At 54.6% G+C, this 18,126-nt stretch carries 20 protein-coding genes; 13 read left to right on the forward strand and 7 right to left on the reverse strand.

The window, feature by feature from the left end; translation table 11 throughout:
- Positions 1 to 157: 157 nt before the first annotated feature.
- Positions 158 to 1,378 (forward strand): peptide antibiotic transporter SbmA, encoded by a 1,221-nt coding sequence (gene sbmA / locus INT84_RS00445; RefSeq protein WP_194205196.1) that lies wholly within the window; start codon positions 158 to 160, stop codon positions 1,376 to 1,378.
- A gap of 19 nt (positions 1,379 to 1,397) precedes the next feature.
- Positions 1,398 to 2,495 (forward strand): DUF1615 domain-containing protein, encoded by a 1,098-nt coding sequence (locus INT84_RS00450; protein WP_194205197.1) that lies wholly within the window; start codon positions 1,398 to 1,400, stop codon positions 2,493 to 2,495.
- On the opposite strand, the gene INT84_RS00455 is transcribed toward INT84_RS00450, so the two are convergent.
- Positions 2,492 to 2,794 (reverse strand): DUF2755 family protein, encoded by a 303-nt coding sequence (locus INT84_RS00455; RefSeq protein ID WP_176916840.1) that lies wholly within the window; start codon positions 2,792 to 2,794, stop codon positions 2,492 to 2,494. The two genes, INT84_RS00450 and INT84_RS00455, sit on opposite strands and share 4 nt — an antisense overlap.
- 250 nt (positions 2,795 to 3,044) lie before the next feature.
- Between INT84_RS00455 and INT84_RS00460 the strand changes: the two genes are divergently transcribed.
- Positions 3,045 to 3,263 (forward strand): DUF2754 domain-containing protein, encoded by a 219-nt coding sequence (locus tag INT84_RS00460; RefSeq protein ID WP_194205198.1) that lies wholly within the window; start codon positions 3,045 to 3,047, stop codon positions 3,261 to 3,263.
- Here the strand turns inward: INT84_RS00460 and ddlA are convergent.
- Positions 3,260 to 4,360: a D-alanine--D-alanine ligase gene (ddlA, locus tag INT84_RS00465; protein ID WP_194205199.1), complete on the reverse strand. Its 1,101-nt coding sequence runs from the start codon at positions 4,358 to 4,360 to the stop codon at positions 3,260 to 3,262. The genes INT84_RS00460 and ddlA overlap by 4 nt on opposite strands.
- Before the next feature lie 97 nt (positions 4,361 to 4,457).
- On the opposite strand from ddlA, the gene INT84_RS00470 reads away from it, so the two are divergent.
- The 4 genes from INT84_RS00470 to psiF all read left to right on the forward strand — a co-directional run bounded on the left by INT84_RS00470 (position 4,458) and on the right by psiF (position 7,594).
- Entirely contained in the window at positions 4,458 to 5,141 is a 684-nt protein-coding gene (locus INT84_RS00470) for an extensin family protein (protein ID WP_194205200.1), read from the forward strand.
- 108 nt (positions 5,142 to 5,249) lie between these two features.
- A complete protein-coding gene (locus INT84_RS00475; protein ID WP_194205201.1) occupies positions 5,250 to 6,446 on the forward strand; it encodes a multidrug efflux MFS transporter in 1,197 nt (398 codons plus the stop codon).
- 253 nt (positions 6,447 to 6,699) lie between these two features.
- Entirely contained in the window at positions 6,700 to 6,960 is a 261-nt protein-coding gene (gene iraP, locus INT84_RS00480; RefSeq protein WP_194205202.1) for an anti-adapter protein IraP, read from the forward strand.
- A gap of 316 nt (positions 6,961 to 7,276) precedes the next feature.
- The gene (gene psiF, locus INT84_RS00485) at positions 7,277 to 7,594 is read left to right on the forward strand and encodes a phosphate starvation-inducible protein PsiF (RefSeq protein ID WP_194205203.1); all 318 of its coding nucleotides are present in this window, start codon (positions 7,277 to 7,279) and stop codon (positions 7,592 to 7,594) included.
- A gap of 39 nt (positions 7,595 to 7,633) precedes the next feature.
- Here psiF and proC read toward each other — a convergent pair whose 3' ends face one another.
- Entirely contained in the window at positions 7,634 to 8,443 is an 810-nt protein-coding gene (proC, locus tag INT84_RS00490) for a pyrroline-5-carboxylate reductase (RefSeq protein ID WP_194205204.1), read from the reverse strand.
- Positions 8,444 to 8,563: 120 nt separating this feature from the next.
- Here proC and INT84_RS00495 point away from each other — a divergent pair, with 120 nt between their 5' ends.
- The 5 genes from INT84_RS00495 (at position 8,564) to ppnP (ending at position 11,271) form a co-directional block, all read left to right on the forward strand.
- Complete coding sequence (locus INT84_RS00495) at positions 8,564 to 9,013, forward strand: YaiI/YqxD family protein (protein WP_194205205.1); 450 nt, start codon at positions 8,564 to 8,566, stop codon at positions 9,011 to 9,013.
- A gap of 203 nt (positions 9,014 to 9,216) precedes the next feature.
- Positions 9,217 to 9,759, forward strand: coding sequence for a shikimate kinase AroL (aroL, locus tag INT84_RS00500; protein WP_194205206.1), 543 nt, complete (start codon positions 9,217 to 9,219; stop codon positions 9,757 to 9,759).
- Positions 9,760 to 9,787: 28 nt separating this feature from the next.
- Positions 9,788 to 9,979, forward strand: coding sequence for a YaiA family protein (locus tag INT84_RS00505; RefSeq protein WP_194205207.1), 192 nt, complete (start codon positions 9,788 to 9,790; stop codon positions 9,977 to 9,979).
- A gap of 255 nt (positions 9,980 to 10,234) precedes the next feature.
- A complete protein-coding gene (locus INT84_RS00510) occupies positions 10,235 to 10,912 on the forward strand; it encodes an AroM family protein (RefSeq protein WP_194205208.1) in 678 nt (225 codons plus the stop codon).
- Positions 10,913 to 10,986: 74 nt separating this feature from the next.
- Positions 10,987 to 11,271 carry a pyrimidine/purine nucleoside phosphorylase gene (gene ppnP / locus INT84_RS00515; protein WP_194205209.1) on the forward strand — a complete coding sequence of 95 codons (285 nt, stop codon included), beginning with the start codon at positions 10,987 to 10,989 and terminating at the stop codon, positions 11,269 to 11,271.
- A gap of 50 nt (positions 11,272 to 11,321) precedes the next feature.
- On the opposite strand, the gene rdgC is transcribed toward ppnP, so the two are convergent.
- A complete protein-coding gene (rdgC, locus tag INT84_RS00520) occupies positions 11,322 to 12,233 on the reverse strand; it encodes a recombination-associated protein RdgC (protein WP_176916889.1) in 912 nt (303 codons plus the stop codon).
- A gap of 124 nt (positions 12,234 to 12,357) precedes the next feature.
- Here rdgC and mak point away from each other — a divergent pair, with 124 nt between their 5' ends.
- Entirely contained in the window at positions 12,358 to 13,266 is a 909-nt protein-coding gene (mak, locus tag INT84_RS00525; protein ID WP_194205210.1) for a fructokinase, read from the forward strand.
- A 148-nt stretch (positions 13,267 to 13,414) separates the two neighbouring features.
- Here the strand turns inward: mak and INT84_RS00530 are convergent, their stop codons facing one another.
- The 3 genes from INT84_RS00530 to sbcD are packed head-to-tail and all read right to left on the reverse strand — an operon-like array spanning position 13,415 to position 18,017.
- Entirely contained in the window at positions 13,415 to 13,678 is a 264-nt protein-coding gene (locus INT84_RS00530) for a hypothetical protein (RefSeq protein WP_194205211.1), read from the reverse strand.
- A complete protein-coding gene (gene sbcC / locus INT84_RS00535; RefSeq protein WP_194205212.1) occupies positions 13,675 to 16,818 on the reverse strand; it encodes an exonuclease subunit SbcC in 3,144 nt (1,047 codons plus the stop codon). Before sbcC ends, INT84_RS00530 begins: the two co-directional genes overlap by 4 nt.
- Complete coding sequence (sbcD, locus tag INT84_RS00540; RefSeq protein ID WP_194205213.1) at positions 16,815 to 18,017, reverse strand: exonuclease subunit SbcD; 1,203 nt, start codon at positions 18,015 to 18,017, stop codon at positions 16,815 to 16,817. Before sbcD ends, sbcC begins: the two co-directional genes overlap by 4 nt.
- Positions 18,018 to 18,126: the final 109 nt, after the last annotated feature.

Below are 18,126 nucleotides of genomic sequence, written 5' to 3' on the forward strand. Positions count from 1 at the left end.
GGTTCAGGCGCTTACGTCGGTCTGAATGCCGCATCGCCTGTAATCCGTCGATACAATTCCTCACGCATCGTCAGAGGACAACGCTTTACGCTTGAGAACTTGATTTTGCAGCGAAGTCTGCGCCACCCATCACCCTAAGATCGATCCGGGAGCTCATATGTTTAACTCTTTTTTCCCAAAACCGGGGCCATTTTTTCTCTCGGCCTTTCTTTGGGGGCTGGCAGCCGTGCTGTTCTGGCAAACCGAAGGCGGGGCCTGGCTGCTGCATCTTTTTTCCGCTACTGCTGATGCACCCATCAGCGCCGCGCGATTCTGGTCTCCTGGCTACCTGGTGTTTTATGCGTACTATGCTGTTTGCGTCGGGCTTTTTGCCCTGTTCTGGCAGGGGTACTGTCCGCATCGCTGGCAGCGCTGGTCCATCTGGGGCACCGCACTGATTATTTTTGTTACCTGGTTTTTGGTAGAAGTCGGCGTGGCCGTAAACGCCTGGTATGGTCCTTTTTATGATCTGATTCAAAAGGCGTTGAGCAAGCCGAATTCAGTCAATATTGAACAGTTCTACCATGGCATTGTTACCTTCCTCGGTATCGCGCTGATTGCGGTGGTCGTTGGCGTGTTGAACAATTTTTTCATTAGCCATTACGTTTTTCGCTGGCGTAGCGCAATGAACGAATACTATACGAATTACTGGCCGAAACTGCGGCACATTGAAGGGGCAGCTCAGCGTGTGCAGGAAGATACCATGCGTTTTTCCTCCACGCTTGAAGATATGGGCGTCAGTTTTTTGAACGCGATAGTGACCTTAATTGCGTTTCTCCCCGTGCTGGTCACGCTGTCTGCGCACGTGCCCGACCTGCCGGTGATTGGACATCTGCACGATGGACTGGTGATCGCCGGGATCGTCTGGGCGTTGTTGGGTACCGCTCTGCTGGCAGTGGTTGGTATTAGGTTGCCAGGGCTGGAGTTTAAAAACCAGCGTGTTGAGGCGGCGTATCGTAAGGAGCTAGTGTACGGCGAAGACGATCCGACTCGCGCCACGCCACCGACCCTGCGCGAACTGTTCACGGCGGTGCGGCAGAACTATTTTCGCCTTTATTTTCACTATATGTATTTTAATATTGCACGCATTCTGTACCTGCAAGTGGATAACGTTTTCGGCTTGTTCCTGCTGTTTCCGTCCATTGTTGCCGGTACAGTAACGCTGGGTTTGATGCGCCAGATCCTCGACGTCTTTGGTCAGGTACGCGAATCCTTTCAGTATCTCATCAATTCATGGCCTACTCTGGTAGAGTTGATGTCGATTTATAAGCGTCTGCGCAGCTTTGAACGCGAACTGGATCAGCCGGACACAGGGGAGGCTGTTAACACCTATTTTTAACTACAGGGATGCCTGAATAATGGCCGCACCGCACACTAGCTCTGCCGTAATCACCGTATTAGCCGCCCTGATCCTGGCTGGCTGTAGTACAGAAAAAGCGCCGTTGAAAAAAGGCGAAAAGGCCATTGATGTGGCGAGTCTGGTGAAGAAAAAAATGCCAGCCAGCGTTAAAAATCGTGATGAATGGGCACAGACCCTTGCTCGCACTTTTGAGAGTCAGAAGCTGGCCCCAACGGAAGAAAACGTCTGCTCGGTGCTGGCCGTCGCACAGCAGGAATCAAATTATCAGGCCGATCCTGCCGTGCCCGGCCTGAATAAAATTGCCTGGCAGGAGATTGAACGTCGGGCGGCAAAACTGCACATTCCGGCGCTGCTGGTGCATACCGCGCTGAAGATAAAATCACCCAATGGCAAGAGCTACAGTGACCGGCTGGATACGGTTAAAACCGAAAAGCAGCTTAGCGCTATCTTCGATGATTTAATTGATACCGTGCCGCTCGGGCAGCAGCTTTTTGGCTCGTTTAACCCGGTCCATACCGGCGGGCCGATGCAGGTCAGTATTGCTTTCGCTCAGGAGCACACGCGCGGCTATCCGTGGAAAATGGAAGGCACCGTGCGTCAGGAAGTATTTACCCTGCGCGGCGGCCTGTGGTTTGGCACATACCATTTGTTAAATTATCCCGCCAGTTATTCCGCGCCGCTCTACCGCTTTGCCGACTTTAACGCCGGTTGGTACGCCAGCCGCAACGCCGCATTTCAGAACGCGGTCAGTAAAGCCAGCGGCGTGAAACTGGCGCTGGACGGCGATTTGATCCGCTATGACAGTCGCGAGGCGGGTACTACGGAGCTGGCGGTAAGAAAGCTGGCGGGGCAGCTTGAGATGAGCGATAGCGAGATCCGCAGCCAACTGGAAAAAGGCGATTCACTCGCTTTCGAGAAGACCGATCTTTATCGTGGGGTGTTCAAACTGGCGGAGAGAAAAAGCGGGAAAGCATTACCGAAAGAGGTGTTGCCGGGCATTCAACTGGAAAGCCCGAAGATCACGCGCAATCTCACAACCGCATGGTTCGCGAAACGCGTCGATGATCGACGGGCTAAATGCATGGCGCAGAATTAACCATAGTGACGCCACCGCAGGAGCAATGCTACAACGCCAAGGATCATACAACCTATCAGGAAGGGTACCAGCCCAAAAAGGGTACCCACCGCCAGCCCCATTTCAACATGTGGTCGACCGGTGTCCTGTATTTGCATTAACTGCTCATACACGCCCGGCGCATGCACTACCAGATTAAGGATCTGCGCGCCCACCCAAAAGCAGAGCAATACGAATAGCGCGTATGCAATATTCCCTGGAGTGGACCGATCTTTCTTTTTTCCACGCAGCATAGGTTTGGAAAAGGTGAACTCTGTCATACCGACCTCCCGGACGCATTCTTTCAGACTTCATGCCCGTACTGATGCTTAGTTTGACAGGTCATTACCATTGTCAATATCAGATTCATGGTAATTTCGACGCTGGAATTTTCCTGGTTGCATAAGTTTGTGTTGTGTCACAAATTTTTAACTTAAGTTTAACTTATGCCGCTTTTAAGAATTTCCGCACCTGCCACAGACGTCCGGCTGAAAATATGCGAGGATGCGCTTTTCCTCTGTCGGAGTTGTCATGAAGCTGCCTGTAAAAATCCGTCGTGACTGGCACTATTACGCGTTTGCGATTGGCCTGATCTTTATTTTGAATGGTGTGGTGGGGCTATTGGGCTTTGAGGCGAAGGGCTGGCAATCTTACGCTGTCGGGCTGTTAACCTGGGTTATCGGCTTCTGGCTGGCCGGATTAATCATTCGCCGCCGCCCCGAGGAAGAGACGACGGCGAAACAGGATTAGGGGTTTATCGTGCATTTTAACTGGCTGTTGGCGCGATGACGCTCCAGAGCCAGTTCGATCAGACGGGTGATGAGTGCAGAGTAGCCAAGGCCACTGGCCTGCCATAACTTAGGATACATGCTGATATTGGTAAAGCCGGGCAGGGTGTTAATTTCGTTAATCACCACCTTGTTCTCAGTGGTGAGGAAAACGTCCACCCGCGCCATGCCGCTGCATCCCAGCGCTTGATATGCCTGAACCGCGACGTCACGAATGTGGTCATTAATAGCCGCATCAATATTGGCCGGGACCACGACCTGCGCGCCGCCATCGTCAATATATTTGGTGTCGTAGGCATAAAACTCGCTATTAAGCACAACTTCACCGCAGGTGCTGGCCTTGGGATACTCATTCCCCAGCACGGCGCATTCGATTTCACGTCCTTTAATGCCTTGCTCGACAATAACCTTATGATCGAACTCAAACGCCAGCGCGACGGCCTGCTGGTACTGGGTTTCGCTGGTCACTTTGCTGACGCCGACAGAGGACCCCTGGTTCGCTGGCTTCACAAAGAGCGGCAGGCCAAAGCGCGCTTCAACCTCGGCAAAGGTTACGCTGTGGCGATTAGTGCGGGTCAGGGTCACAAAAGGAGCAATAGCCAGCCCGGCATCACGCAGCAGGCGCTTGGTGATATCTTTGTCCATGCAGGCGGCGGAGCTTAATACGTCCGAGCCGACAAAGGGCAAATTGGCGATGCGCAGCAGGCCCTGCAATGAACCATCTTCTCCCAGCGTGCCGTGGACGATGGGGAAAATAACGTCTATCCTGGCAGACAACTGCCCGTTAGCGGCATCAATAAATTGTTCCGTTTGTTTACCGGGAATATGGGCGAGGGTAGTCGTGGAAGGCGCGAGCGCGATGTGCGCGGGATCGTGAGCGTTCAGCAAATAGTGGCTTTCATCATTAATATGCCAGCCGCCTTGTTTATCGATTCCTAAAAGCACTACCTCAAAGCGTGATTTATCAATCGCCTCGACGATATTTTTTGCCGATTGTAATGAGACTTCATGCTCTGCTGATTTCCCACCAAAAACGATACCTACCCGCAACTTAGCCATTTCAACACTGATCCCTGGTAAACGTAAAACACATAACATATCACGTCAAAATCGGCCCTTCTGCCATAATCTTAAGTAAATCGATAAAGGGGGTGCAGTGAAAGGAAAAGGGTTGATTGTTTTCGCCTTACTGGCTGGCGCTGCGTGGTGGGGATATCGCTATCTGCCCTCATACTACAACCCGTTTGCGCCGCTTCAGCTTACCGATCCTCCGGGGCGCATCACGCAAATCAAATTACGTCGGCTTTCTGAGGATGCGTGTCAGGCATTACTGGCGCAGGCAAATAAGCAGCACCTTATTACCACTCAGGCGGTGGCGGACAGTGGCGGAACCTGCCCGTTAAGCAATGTCGTGCGGGTGCGCGATTTTGGTGATGTCAGACTAAGCAGCAGTTTTCTCGCCAGTTGCCCTCTGGCACTCAGTAGCGCACTGTTTGTTGAACAGCAGGCGAAGCCGCTTGCGCAGCAGCTTATTGGCAGCCCGCTGCGGCAGGTTGATCATCTTGGTAGCTATGCCTGTCGTAATATTTATCATCGTGAAAATGCCCGTCTGAGCGAGCATGCGACCGCGGAAGCGCTGGATGTGAGCGGTTTTCGCTTCGCCAATGGGAAACGCGTAACGGTATTGAAAGGCTGGCCCGACCCGCAAACGCAGCCTTTTTTACGCGCCTTACTCTCCAGCAGCTGCCATTATTACGGCAACGGTCTGGGCCCGGAATATAATGCGGCGCATGCCAACCATTTCCATCTTGGTATGCGCGGATATGGCCTGTGCCGGTAAAGTGAAATGGTATCAAAATGCGTAAAACGCATCTCTGGCCCTGAAGGACGAAGGATAACTTGTTACACTGTCAGCTAATGAGTAAAAACTTAATTACTATATACGTTTATGGAATCCTGGAAGGTTAATCTTATTTCGGTCTGGCTCGGTTGCTTTTTTACCGGGCTGGCGATCAGCCAAATTTTACCCTTCCTGCCGCTTTATGTCTCACAACTGGGCGTCACCTCACATGAGGCGCTTTCTCTGTGGTCTGGCCTGACCTTCAGCGTGACGTTTCTGGTCTCGGCGATTGTCTCGCCGATGTGGGGCAGCCTTGCGGACCGTAAAGGGCGTAAGCTGATGCTGCTGCGCGCGTCGCTGGGCATGGCGATTGCGATTTTGCTCCAGGCCTTCGCCACTAACGTCTGGCAGCTCTTTTTCCTGCGCGCGGTGATGGGTCTGACATCAGGGTATATACCCAACGCTATGGCGCTGGTGGCCTCGCAGGTACCGCGTGAGCGCAGCGGTTGGGCGCTGAGCACCCTGTCGACGGCACAAATCAGCGGCGTGATTGGCGGGCCGCTACTGGGTGGTTTTCTCGCGGATCATGTTGGTTTGCGCGCGGTATTTTTTATTACCGCTATCCTGCTCACCGTGAGTTTTCTGGTCACGCTTTTCCTGATTAAAGAGGGTGTCAGGCCGCAGGTGAATAAAGCCGACCGGCTGAGCGGTAAAGCGGTTTTCGCCACGCTGCCTTATCCCGGGCTGGTGATCAGCCTGTTTGTCACCACCATGGTTATTCAGCTCTGTAACGGTTCCATTGGGCCTATCCTGGCGCTGTTCATTAAATCAATGCGCCCGGACAGCGATAACATCGCTTTTTTAAGCGGTATGATTGCCGCGGTGCCCGGCGTCTCCGCGCTTATCTCCGCGCCCCGTCTCGGTAAGCTTGGCGACCGCATTGGCACCGCCCGTATTCTGGTCGCGACGTTATGCTGCGCGGTAGTGATGTTTTTCGCCATGTCGTTTGTCACCTCGCCGCTACAGCTCGGGATCCTGCGCTTTATGCTCGGTTTTGCCGACGGCGCGATGCTGCCCGCCGTGCAGACGCTGCTGCTGAAATATTGCAGCGATCAGGTGACGGGGCGTATTTTTGGCTACAACCAGTCTTTTATGTATCTGGGCAATGTGGCGGGGCCGTTAATTGGCGCGTCAGTCTCTGCCGTTGCCGGGTTTCGCTGGGTGTTCCTTGCTACCGCCATCGTGGTGTTGATTAACCTGTGGCAACTGATTGTCATGCTGCGTCGTACCCGACAGAACGGTTAATCTCATCGCTATTTATGTACAGACCGCTTTTTAGAGGGAACTTACTGTGGCGTAAATAGATTGCGTTATTAATGAGTCCTGAAAACAAAAAAGCATAAAATTAAACGCCAGGCATACGTTTTGCTGATAACAATGGCATCTGCAAGGCTGACCGCGCAAAATGATGCGGCTGTCTTGAAATAACCCTCGTTCTCATGTATTTATTAGCACGGCTTAATAACAGGTTTAACCGGATTCGTAAGGACATCGCGCCATGAAAAATCTTATTGCGGAATTACTGGTCAAACTGGGGGAAAAGGAAGAGGAATCAAAGGAACTGTTAGCGCAGGTTGAAGCGCTGGAAATTGTTGTCACCTCGCTGGTGCGCCATATGGCACAGGATGAACAGCAAAAGCTGATACACAGTATTGAATCCGCGATGGAGGGTGCCAGCCCGGAACCACCCATTCCTGACGGTGATAGTGAACTCCTGCGACAATACGTAAAAAAGCTGTTAAGGCATCCCCGCTCCTGATAGCAATAAAACGATAACCCTGTCATCGTTCTGTCATTTCAGGTTTATACAGTCTTCGTGTTTTATTTATTTCTACATGGAGACTGTATAAATGAAACATTCCGCTATATTAATTGCGTTATTTCCACGCTTAACATCCTCTGGTTGCCGGGCGTAACTGTGCCGGGTAATCGAGGCCCGCAGGGCGATATCACGTTGTCTGATGGTTATTTTAAGGGCATTGTTGTGCTGTCGGCGATGAAATTTACCTCGCCGGGTGGTTTTTTTAGCGCAACGGACCAGACTTAGAATGAACCTCTTACTGAAGGACGACATAATGAAAATAATATTTCTGGTTACCCTGGTCTTTGGCATGGTTATTCTTTCCACGGTGGGCGCGGCTGAAAAAACGCTTACCCCTCAACAACAGCGGATGGCAACCTGTAACCAGCAGGCGGCGGATAAAACGCTGAAAGGGGATGAGCGTAAGCGTTTTATGAGCGAGTGCCTGAAGGGTGGAAAAGCAAAAGATGAAAAAGGGCTCACGCCGCAGCAATTAAAAATGCGCGATTGCAGCTCGCAGGCGACACAGCAGTCGCTTAAGGGTGAAGATCGCAGCAAATTTATGAGCGGCTGCCTGAAAAAACAGGCGTAAACGAAACGGGTGAGACCGACGTGCCTCACCCGTTCTTGATCAGGCGCGGCTAAGCTGTTCTGATTTCTCCATACAGCTGACCATCGCTTCGATCACCGCCGCACGAAAACCACGTTCTTCTAAGACGCGTACCGCTTCAATGGTCGTCCCGCCAGGTGAACACACCATATCCTTCAGCTCGCCGGGGTGCTTACCGGTTTCCAGCACCATTTTTGCCGAGCCCATCACCGCCTGGGCCGCAAACTTATACGCCTGTGCACGCGGCATGCCGCCCTGAACGGCAGCGTCAGCCATCGCCTCAATAAACATAAACACATACGCCGGTGCCGAGCCGCTCACCCCGACAACCGGGTGAATAATGGCTTCGGCGACGACTTCCGCTTCGCCGAAGCTGCGAAAAATCGCCAGGGCTTCCTGCGTTTCGTCATCATTGACCAGCGCGTTGGGTGTCAGTGAGGTCATCCCGGCGTTAACCAGCGACGGCGTGTTGGGCATGGCGCGAATAATTTTGCGGTCGTGGCCCAGCGCGGTCGCCAGTTGTGCCAGCGTCACGCCAGCCGCAATGGAAATCACCACCGAGTCCTTATTAAAGCTGGAGGCGATGTCATTCAGCGTTTTAACCGTGATGGCGGGCTTCACCGCGCTGAAGACGATATCCGCTGCCTGCGCCACTTCCTGAGCACTGTGCGCCCCGTTTACACCATACTGCTCATGCAGCGCCGCCACTTTTTCCGGTGAGGGGGTATAGACCCAAATCTTTTCTGGCTGTACCTGGCCGCTGGCGATAAGCCCCCCGAGGATCGCTTTACCCATATTCCCGCAGCCGATAAACCCAATTTTTTTCTCCATCACCTTTCTCCGCGTGTAATTTATCTGGGCGATAAGCTTAACGCGGATTATTCTTCAGGGCTAAAGCTTCCTGCGCCCTGGCGGCAGATTGCAGGGGGCACTGAACAAACAGGAGTGAGGATGGCTATTTGGGTTGATGCGGACGCCTGTCCGAATGTCATAAAAGAAATTTTATTCCGCGCTGCCGAGCGCACGCAGACCACGCTTACGCTGGTGGCGAATCAGTCGCTGCGCACGCCGCCGTCACGCGTGATCCGCACGCTACGCGTCGAAAGCGGTTTTGACGTAGCCGATAACGAAATCGTCCGTCTGTGCGCGGCGGGCGATCTGGTGATCACCGCTGATATTCCGCTGGCCGCCGAAGTGCTGGCCAAAGGCGCAGCAGCATTAAATCCGCGCGGTGAACGTTACACAGAAGCCACTATCCGCGAAAGGCTGACGATGCGTGATTTTATGGACACGCTACGCGCTAGCGGGATCCAGACCGGTGGCCCGGACACGCTTTCGCAACGCGACCGCCAGCGTTTTGCCGCCGAGCTGGATAAATGGCTCCTCCAGCAAAAGAAATAGAAGTGCAGATAGGGGATGAGTAACAAATTATGCAATAATATGTTTACACTTTTGCTACCCTCTGACGCGATTACCTCGCTGTTCTCAGGGCATTAATCGCGTATCGTAACTAAAGATTTACATGCCTTTTTGTACTAGTTTGATAGTATATCGTTCTTTGGTGCAAATTCATTGCCTCGCAGTATTCGGGAGAATTCCATTTTATGACGCAACCCGTTTTCTTCATTGGCCCACGCGGCTGCGGTAAAACCACCGTTGGTCAGGCGCTGGCACAAGAGCAAAACTGGCATTTTGTTGATACCGACCACTGGCTTCAGGAACGGGCGCAAATGGACGTCGCAGGGATTGTTGCGAAAGAAGGGTGGGAAGGATTTCGCGCTCGCGAAACACAGGCGCTGCAAGCGGTGGCTGCGCCGTCCACGGTGATTGCCACCGGGGGCGGGATGGTACTGGCAGACGTCAATCGTCGCTTTATGCGCGAAACGGGGCAGGTCATCTACCTGCGCGCGCCGGTCGCCGTTCTGGCGGCTCGTCTCGAAGCCTTTCCGCAAGAAGGACAGCGTCCGGCGTTAACCGCTAAACCGCTTGGGGAAGAAATCCGTGACGTGCTGGCGGAGCGTGAAGCGCTGTACTGCGAAGCGGCCCACTCTATTGTCGATGCCGCGCAGCCTCTTGAGCGTATTATTGCCGATGTACTGGCGGCGCTAAGCCTGTCCGCGTCTGACAGCCTGCGTCTATACTCATAGTTCTGATAACGAATAATGAGGAATATCTATGCCGACCAAGCCTCCCTATCCGCGTAAAGCCCGTATTGAAGTGGTTGAAAAAGGGACCGATCAACCAAAAGTGACCTGGTATCAACTGCGAGCGGATCATCCGGAGCCGGATTCGCTGATTAGCGAGCATAATACTGAGCAGGAAGCGCTGGATGCCAAGCGGCGCTATGAAGATCCGGACAAGAGCTGAATCAGGCGGGTGTCCGTACCTGAATATATTCCTAAAGCATGATTAACCTGGTATGAATCACATTTTTCACCTGTTGAAAATGTTACCAAACGATTAGTATCAAGCTTTACTGGTACATTCCGGAAGCATTCAGGAATTTATATGCACTTTGAACGCTCACCTGCGGCTTCGCCTGCTGAGCGTTTTCCTCTCGCACCCTGGGTGCAGCAGGGCTGTATAAGTTTCGTAGTAACGGTAGTGAATAAGGTGACAGACATGAGTGCGACTTTGGCGATGTTAACGATTGGCGTAGTTCCCATTCGTGAAGTATTGCCGCTCCTGACCGAACATATCAGGGAAGACCAAATCACCCATATCAGCCTGTTGGGCAAAATGTCGCGTGAAGATGTTATGGAAGATTACGCCGTTGAGCCGGGAGAAGAAGCGATCCTGACCATGCTCAGCGATCTGCAACCTGCCGCCGTTTCACGCGCAAAAGTTGAGCGCGATCTCCAGGCGGTCATCGAGGTGCTGGATACCCAGGGCTATGATGTCATCATCCTGATGAGTACCGCTCAAATTATCGGCATGAGGGCGCACAACGCGATCCTTCTTGAACCCCTGCGGATCATTCCGCCGCTGGTTGCCTCAATTGTGGACGGTCATCAGGTTGGCGTCATTGTGCCGATGGAAGAGCTGATCGCCGCCCAGAAAATTAAATGGCAGGTGCTGGAAAATCCACCGCTTTATTCGCTGGCGCATCCGCTCTACTCCTCCGATGACGAGCTGGTTGCGGCGGGACGAGAACTGCTTGAGCGCGGCGCGGACGTCATAATGCTCGATTGCCTCGGCTTTTATCAACATCATCGCGATCTGCTGCAAAAAGCGCTGGATGTGCCGGTTTTACTTTCCAATGTCCTGATCACCCGGCTGGCCTCCGAGCTGCTGGTATAGTGTTAATTTCGCGTGACAGCAAGGGAGTTTGCCCCCTATATTGGTTAATCATCAATTGCTTATAAGGGTCAGCTATGCTTCAGAGTAACGAATACTTTTCAGGGAAAGTGAAATCTATCGGCTTTACCAGCAGCAGCACTGGCCGGGCCAGCGTCGGTGTGATGGCCGAGGGTGAATATACGTTTAGTACCGCCGCGCCGGAAGAGATGACGGTAGTGAGCGGCGCGTTGAATGTGTTGCTACCGGGTGAAACCGAGTGGAAAGTCTACACCGCCGGGCAGGTGTTCAACGTGCCGGGTCACAGTGAATTTCATTTGCAGGTAGCTGAGCCGACTTCCTACCTTTGCCGCTATCTGTAATATCACCTTTCTCGTCGACGGTGGGATGAGGTTATCATCCCACTGCGTTATTAGCGCTGAGCTTCGCCGCCCAACCCTTCTACCAGGTTTTTGATCAGGGCGGCCAGTTCGCCGGTCATCAGCGTAAAGTCGGCATCAAAGCGCTGGGCTACGTTTTCGCGTTCGATATCATCGTTCTGATCGCGCAGTTCATCGGCAAATTTCAGGCGCTTGAGTGAACCGTCCTCGCAGATCATAAACTGAATGCGTTGCTGCCAGTCCAGCGCCAGTTTCGTCACCACTTTACCCGCTTCGATATGCACGGCAATTTCATCGCTGACCAGATCCTGTTTTTTCGCCCGGATCACGCCGCCATCTTCCAGCATCGCTTTCAGTTCGGCTTCATCCAGCAGTTGAAAACCCTGCGCGACGGTGCCGGAGCGTACCCACTCGGTTAGCGTCAGCTCAATCGGGTTTTCCAGCGCCAGCGGGACCACCGGTAGCGAGCCGAGGCTCTTACGCAGCAGCGCCAGCGTATCTTCCGCTTTTTTGGCGCTGGCGCAGTCCACCATAATCAGATCGTTCACGGTGTCGATCCACATCATCGTCTGGTTAAAACGACTGAAAGCCCGCGGCAGCAGTGAGTGCAGCACTTCATCCTTCAGGGAATCTTTTTCGGTTTTCTTCAGCTTACGGCCCTGATCGGCTTCGAGCTTCGAGATTTTAGCTTCCAGCGCCTGCTTGATCACCGGGGAAGGAAGGATCTTCTCCTCTTTACGCGCGCAGATAATGATCTGCCCGTTAACTTCGTGGGTAAATGCGTCGCTCTGTGACCCCATCGGCGGCACCCAGCCGGTTTTCGCCATATCCTGACTTCCGCAGGGGGTAAACGATAGCTCGGCTAACTGCTTTTCCATCTCTTCGACGCGTAAGGAGATGTCGCGGCTTAGACGGTAAACCATTAAATTTTTGAACCACAGCATGATAATTTCCACGGCGTTGTCGTTAAATCCAGCCGGCATGATAACGAATTGTCGCTTTGCTTGCATTGCTAATCCGGGCTGGCGGTTTTACGCTTTGATATTGTGAACAATTGAGGACGAAAGTATGCGAATCGGGATTGATTTAGGCGGCACCAAAACTGAAGTTATTGCGTTGGGTGATGACGGGCAGCAGCTATTCCGCCACCGTCTGCCGACCCCTGCCCATGACTATGCGCAGACGATTGAGACCATCGCCACGCTGGTGGCGATGGCAGAAAAAACGACCGGCATGGAGGGCACGGTCGGCGTCGGTATTCCGGGATCGATTTCACCTTTCAGTGGGGTGGTGAAAAATGCCAACTCGACGTGGCTGAACGGTCAGCCTTTTGATAAGGATCTGAGCGCGCGGCTGAAACGCGAGGTAAGAATAGCCAACGATGCCAACTGTCTGGCCGCCTCTGAAGCCGTGGACGGGGCCGCCGCCGGGGCAGAAACGGTTTTTGCGGTGATTATCGGCACCGGTTGCGGGGCAGGCATTGCGCTGAACGGGCAGGCGTATAGCGGTGGCAACGGTACCGCAGGCGAGTGGGGGCATAACCCTCTGCCGTGGATGGATGAGGACGAACTGCGCTATCGTGCCGAAGTGCCCTGTTATTGCGGTAAGCAGGGCTGTATTGAAACCTTTATTTCCGGCAGCGGTTTTGCGACCGATTATCAGCGGTTAAGCGGTCGCTCGCTAAAAGGTAATGAAATCATGCGACTGGTAGATGAACAGGACCCGCTGGCGGAGCTGGCGCTCAGTCGGTATGAATTGCGGCTGGCAAAGTCGCTGAGTCACGTGATTAATATTCTCGATCCGCAGGTGATTGTGCTGGGCGGCGGAATGAGTAATGTCGACAGGTTGTATAAAACGGTGCCGCAGCTTATTAAAAATTGGGTGTTTGGCGGCGAGTGTGAAACGCCGATCCGCAAAGCGGTTCACGGTGATTCCAGCGGTGTACGTGGTGCCGCCTGGCTGTGGCCGCAGCGTTAATTACAGGTGGTGAGAACGGTTTTGCTCTGTACCCTGTTATGCCGGGTGGCGCTGCGCTTACCCGGCCTACAAAGGCAAAAATATCAACCATTTGCATTCATCGTAGGCCCGCGCAAGCGCAGCGCCGCCGGGCAGGTAACGCCCCGCGTCAGCGCCATATCCCGACCGTAAGCCCGCGCAAGCGCAGCGCCGCCGGGCAGGTAACGCCCCGCGTCAGCGCCATACCCCGACCGTAGGCCCGCGCAAGCGCAGCGCCGCCGGGCAGGTAACGCCCCGCGTCAGCGCCGTACCCCGACCGTAGGCCCGCGCAAGCGCAGCGCCGCCGGGCATGAAGCGCCACCGGTGCCAGCGCCATACCCCATCCCTGTTTTACCCTGTTTCGCTTGCCCACACGCGAATGACTCGTCGTCATTCCCCAACAGCGAATACTCTGTCGAGCTTGCTATACCCTAACCCGTTCACTTTTTTCACCTTAATCTGCACCGGGATGCGCTCCTTCATCGCCTCGACGTGACTGATGACGCCAATGGTTTTGCCGGTGGCGTTCAGCGCATCCAGCGCGTCCAGCGCAGCGTCCAGCGTTTCGCTGTCCAGGGTGCCGAACCCTTCATCAAGGAAGAGGGAATCAATGCGCGTTTTATGACTCACCAGGTCAGAGAGCGCCAGCGCCAGCGCGAGACTGACGAGGAAGCTTTCGCCGCCGGACAGAGTACGCGTGTCGCGTACCGCATCTGCCTGCCAGGTATCGACCACCTCCAGCTCCAGCGCATCGCTAACCTTCCGTTTGAGCAAATACCGGCCGTGAAGACGGGTAAGCTGTTTATTCGCCAGCCAGACGAGATTGTCGAGCGTCAGACCCTGGGCGAATTTACGGAATTTATCGCCGTCACGGGAACCAATCAGACCGTTAAGCAGGCTCCAGTCGGCCAGTTCCTGCGCGGCTTGCTCAATATGCTGCATCAGCGTCTGCTGGTGCTGACGGTTAACCGCATCCTGTTTTAACTGCTGGCGGATCTCGCCCTGCCGTAAGCCGATGTCGCGAAGCCGCTGATTCAACTGCTCCAGGGTTAAGCGGAGTTGCTCACTATTCTGCTGCGCCGAGAGTCCTTCGGGCATGTGCTGCTGATGCGCCTGCCGCTGGTTTTGCGCCTGAGCCGCCAGCGTCTGACATTGCTGAAGCTGGCTTTCCAGCGCTTGCTTCAGGGACTCCAGCTGGCGACGGGCCGGTTCATCCAGCAGTGCGGCCAGAAATGCTTGGCGATCGGCAAACTGGCTGGCGCTAAGCGCGGCATCAAATTGCGCCTGCGCCTGCTGTAAACGCGATTTTTCCAGCGTTTCCTGTTGTTGCAGGGTTTGCCACTGGCTCTCGAGCTTCACGCAGTCGTCATGCGTGCTGCGCCAGCCCTCCAGCGACACTGGCCCGGAAGTGACCGTTGCCCCGGTGTGCGGCAACGTTTCCAGTAAAGGAATAAGCTGCGCCAGCGCCTCCTGAAGGGAGGCCAGCTCCGTCTGGCGGGCTTGCCACGTCCGGGCCTCTTCTTCCCGTGCCGCCAGCCAGGCGGATTCATCGCCTTCAGCAGGCCAGCTCAGCGATAGCGCCTGAAGCGCGGTTTCCAGCGTCGTCCGCTGGGCAGTGATGTGTTGGGCGAACCCGGCGATTTGCTGGCTCAGCTCAGCAATTTGAGTCTCCAGACGTTGACGCTGACTAAGCTGATGGAGCTGCTCTTCATAGCGATCCTGCTCCTGCTGCCAAGGCGTGATGTCGTCCTGCGGTTGCAGGGCTATTTGCAGCGTGGCGCTAAGCGTCTGCCATTCTTGGGTAAGTGCTTGCTCCTCCTGAGTGAGCGTCTGGATCTCACTTTCGTCGCGTTGCTGCTGGCGTTGCAGCGCATCCGTCTGGCCGCGAAGTTTGCCACCTTCATCGGCCAGCGATCTGACCTCTTTTTCCAGCGCATCACGGCGAGCCTGATTCACACTGGGTTCGAGCGTGCGATACTGCTCGACAGCAGGATGGGTCGTAGAGCCGCAAAGCGGGCAAGGGTGGCCGGATTGCAGCAGCGCACGTTGGCTCTCCAGATCCTTAATGCGCGCTTCAAGCTGGCAAAGGGTCTGCACATCCACAAGCTGCTGATTTTTTTCTTTATAACGCTGGCGCAGATTGACAATTTTTTCATTTAACGCGGCGTATTCCGTCCGGGATGCCTGAACGGTGCCGTGTAGCTTTTGCAGGTTCTGATGGACGGCGGTCAGACGCATATGTAATGCGTTTAATCGCTGGCGCAGCGGGCGCTGTTGTGTATGACGCGCCTGCGCCTCGCTGACCTCTGGCGGCGTAAGGCCGAGCGTCACGGCGGGTAGCGCAGCCAGTTCAAGCTGATGGCCGGCTAATTGCTGCTGGCGTTGTCGTAGCTGAGCATTGTCGCGCGTTTGCTGGGCAAAGGCGTGCCGCCAGCCTGTCAGTTCGCTGCTCCACAAACGCCAGCGATCGTGTTCCTGAAGCCAGTCAGTCAGATGTTTATGCGTCGTTTGCAGCGACGCCTGCTGGTGTTCCGCGCTGGCCCGCAGTTGAGCGCGCCGGGTTAGTGCGGTTTGTAAGCGAGCATTCACTTCCTGCGTCTGCCGCTGCGTTTGCTCCACGGCGCTGATCTGCTCCTGGCAACGGCTCCACAGAGGACGCAACTGTTCTGCGGGCTGGGCCAGCGTTAATGCGGTCAGCTGCGGTTGCGCCTGAGCCAGCGCCTGTTGCGCTGCGGCGAGGGCCGTTTGCGAACGCTGATGCTCCTCATCCAGTTCGTGCTGGCGATTCAACCAGTTAAGATGGTGTTGCGTCTGCATTTGCAGGCCTGACTGCTGGCGTTCCTCGTCAGTAAGCGCCTGCAAACCTTGCTCCAGCGCCTGCTGCTGCTCCGCGCTGAGCAGGGCCACGCCGGTGGCCTGCGCCTGCAATTTCTCCAGCGCGGTACGGGTGGTTTTATGCTTTTCAAACACCATCGCTGAGATGTGACCATAAATCTCGGTACCGGTCAGTTCTTCCAGTAACTCTGCACGCTCGCCGGGTTTGGCATTCAAAAAGGCCGCGAATTGACCCTGAGAAAGCAGCATTGAGCGGGTAAAACGCTCGTAATCCAGCCCGGTCAATGTGGCGGTCAGCTCCAGCTTATCTTTCACTTTATCGGCAAGGATTTTACCATCGGCACAACGCGCCAGCTCCACCCGGGGAGCCTGCAAATTACCGTCCGGCTGATTGCGCGCCCGGTTCTGGCTCCAGAAAGCGCGATACGCTTCGCCTTTAACCTCAAATTCGACCTCGGCCAGACAGTCGGCGGTGTCACGGGTCATTAAATCGTTTTGCGATTGCGACAGCGTACTGAGGCGTGGCGTCTGGTGATACAGCGCCAGACAGATCGCGTCCAGCAACGTCGTTTTGCCTGCGCCGGTCGGGCCAGTGATGGCGAACAGACCGTTGCTGGCGAAGGGTTCTGCGGCGAAATCAATTTTCCATTCGCCTTTCAGTGAGTTCAGGTTTTTCAGGCGCAGACTGACAATCTTCATGCTTCATCCTCTTCGGACAGGGTTTCCAGCGTTTGACCGAAAAGGGTAAACAGCCGCTTTTGCTGAGCCTCGTCGAGATCTTCCTGTGTCAGTCGGCGCTCAAATACATCTTCAACACTCAGTTCGCTGAGCGTTTCGCGCAATTCACCTTCCAGAATACGCTGGCGGTGCTCGCGGCTGCGTCTGACTAAAAGCACCTCAACCGGTAAATCTTCGGTCAGGGCCTGGATGCGCCGCTGGATATCATGCAGGTATTCTCCGCTGGTGATTTCGATATCCAGCCAGACCTTTGGCGTCGCGGGCGCATCACGCCACTGCATAAGCTGCTCGCTGATGCTGGCAAAATCGCCTTTGATCACTGCCAGCGGCTGCGTGACGGGGACCTCAAGCGGTGTCACCTCAGCGAGTTTGCCCTCCGCAAAGGTGACAAGATTGACGCTTTTATTTTTTCCCGTCTCATCGAAGCTCAATGAAATGGGCGAGCCGCAGTAGCGAATATGCTCGCTGCCGTTAATTTTCTGCGCGCGGTGAATGTGACCCAGCGCGAGGTAATCAACGGGCGGAAAATTTTGGGCCGGGAAGGCGTCCAGCGTGCCGATATAAATGTCGCGCACGGCATCGCTTTTGCTGGCTCCGATGGTCGTCAGATGTCCGCTGGCGATAATCGGTAATGGCTGCTCACCCCGCAGCTCGCAGGCGTTCTGATACTGCTGCTGATAATAATCAGTGATGGCCGTCAACAGACGTTGCTGCTTCTGGCTGCCGGATTGCCCCGCCTGGCTAATCACCATGTCGCGCGGACGCAAAAACGGCACCGGGCAAAATACCGCGCCCGGCGTGCCGTCGCGCTTTAACAGAAGGTGCGGTTTGCTGCCTGCGCTGGCAATCACGGTTGTCCTGAGAAACGCCAGAATATCGCGGGATTCATTAAGCGTGGCCACCGAATCATGGTTTCCCGCCAGCACCACCAGATGACAGCCGGTCTGCTGTAAATCGACCACAAAGCGGTAATATAATTCGCGGGCATAGCTCGGCGGCGAGCCGGTATCAAAAATATCGCCTGCCACAATAATGACATCAACCTGCTGCGTTTGAGCGGTCTCCAGCAGCCAGCCAAGAAAAGCGCTATGCTCAGCGGCACGGCTTTTACTGTAGAAATTCTGGCCGAGATGCCAGTCTGAAGTATGAATGATGCGCATGTCGGTTCCGTGGCAAAAAAGCGTATAACGGATTATACCCCCTGAAGCAGGTGGGGGCGAAGCCGACTGTCACATCGCGTTTACGCAATCGTCACATGGTCATCTTTTT

The sequence above is a fragment of the Superficieibacter sp. 1612_C1 genome (genome assembly GCF_015234305.1).
Taxonomy (GTDB): Bacteria; Pseudomonadota; Gammaproteobacteria; order Enterobacterales; family Enterobacteriaceae; genus Superficieibacter.